Here is a 1866-nt window from a genome sequence, read left to right as displayed (position 1 = left end):
TATTGATTGCTGATTGATGAAATTTTAGGATACAGCGACTGTAAACCGCGACCGTAAACATACAACCCTCTACTCACTCCCCTCTAACCACTACCCTCTACCCACTACCCACTAACTAAAACCCGTCCTACGCCCTATGTCCTTTCGTCCTATGTCAATTAAACTCTTTGCTCTATATTCTATCTTCTCTATTCTTTTTAGTATCAAATCATTCTTTCTTAAAAACCGTATAATACCAATCCTTCAGCAGCGTGATATGATAGGTATTCATAAGCTCCATGGATTTAAAAGTTGGAAACGCTATCCCATTATAACTGTTTGGACCTTCTTTATATAAATAACTTGTTGGTGCAGGGATAACCGATAAGCCCTGATCCGCAAATATCTTTACTGCTCTTGGCATGTGAAGCGCACTGGTAACGAGAATAATATTCTTATCCGCTCCAAATTCTGCTTTAAAGGCCAAGGCTTCCTCCAAGGTAGTGGTCGGTGTTTTCAACATTCTAATATGTGCTTCGTTGACTCCTAAAGATTCTGCAGCTTCCTTACTTAATTCGGCCTGACTTTTTAGTCCTTTTTTTGAAGCTGCCGAAGTAACCAAAATGGCACGTTCCAATTGCAAAAATACCCGGATGCCTTCGGTTAATCGTGTTAGTGTCTCTTGGCTGATGTTCATCAATGCTGGCAACCGCTCATCGGATGCTGAACCTGAACCCAAAACGTGAATATAATAAGGCTTTGAAAGATCAAGCTGCTGCAAATCAATAGGATCATAAGCATTTTCAATGGAAGCAATCAGCTTTTTGGGCACATAATTGGTGGAACAAACTAAAAAGAAAAGAATGCCCAAAACAATAACAAATGTCGCCAATTTGTGTTTATTTCTTTTAAGCCAGAACGCCAAAACTCCCCAAACAATAAAATACAGCATCAAGTTTGGCAAACCCTTCAAAAACTCAATCATGGTATATTCTAAAGTTCCTTAATGCCCGATAAGGTCAATGAAGCTGGTTTTATTGGCAAATTATTAAATGTTTTATAAACCATTTCTGAATTGCTGTTAACTAACGACCAGAAGGTTAAGAACAGGATTTTAAAATCGACCAACAACGAAGCATTGTGGTAATACCATTGCTCCAAAGCACCTTTATAGGGGTAGATATAAGTGCGATAGTATTGTACAGGATCTTTCCCAAGTTTTTTATATGCCGTCACCAAACGCTCTTCATCCCTAAACACCAAGGATCCCAACCCGGTAATGCCCGGTCTGTTTTTATAGATTACGGCTTGCACTTCGGGTGTATAGTTTTGAAAACTTTTCACCAATAAAGGCCGTGGTCCCACCAATGCCATATCGCCTTTTATCACATTTAGAATTTGCGGCAATTCATTAATTTTTGTGATGCGCAAAATGCGTCCTACCTTGGTAATCCGCGGATCATTCCTTACCGTCAAGGTTTTGTTGCCCATGTTGGGGCTGTCCTTAAGCATGGTGGCAAACTTATAGATATAAAACGGCTTATTGTTTAGGCCCATGCGCTCTTGAAGGTAGAAAATTTCCTTCTCACCAGTGACTTTTAAAAGAATCATGATGCATAAGAACACGGGCGAGATAATTATAAATCCGACCAGTGCGAGCATTAAATCAAACATTCGTTTTGTGAAAAGATAAAAACCCGAAGGTGCTGCTTGTGCCATAACAACTATAATTGCCTAATAACGCTGTGTGCCTGTTTTATAATTAGGCTTATTATTTAGCTATAAATTTTTAATGTGTATTCAAACTAATTTAAGATGCAATATTATTCGCTAGTGTCTGGTTTATCGATAAATTCTTTCCGAACCACAAGTTTCTCCTTGAATCTA

At 38.7% G+C, this 1866-nt stretch carries 2 protein-coding genes; both read right to left on the bottom strand.

Going from position 1 to position 1866, the window contains the following annotated elements; translation table 11 throughout:
* Positions 1–208: 208 nt before the first annotated feature.
* Entirely contained in the window at positions 209–964 is a 756-nt protein-coding gene (locus VNJ50_RS05650; protein WP_325579867.1) for an ElyC/SanA/YdcF family protein, read from the bottom strand.
* A gap of 8 nt (positions 965–972) precedes the next feature.
* Positions 973–1698, bottom strand: a complete 726-nt coding sequence (locus VNJ50_RS05645) for a sugar transferase (RefSeq protein WP_325579866.1) — start codon at positions 1696–1698, stop codon at positions 973–975.
* Positions 1699–1866 lie beyond the last annotated feature (168 nt).

Source organism: Gelidibacter sp., from assembly GCF_035577925.1.
In the GTDB taxonomy this organism is placed as follows: Bacteria; Bacteroidota; Bacteroidia; order Flavobacteriales; family Flavobacteriaceae; genus Gelidibacter.
Note: the sequence above shows the minus strand (reverse complement) of the source record. Positions and strands in the feature narration are given on the sequence as shown.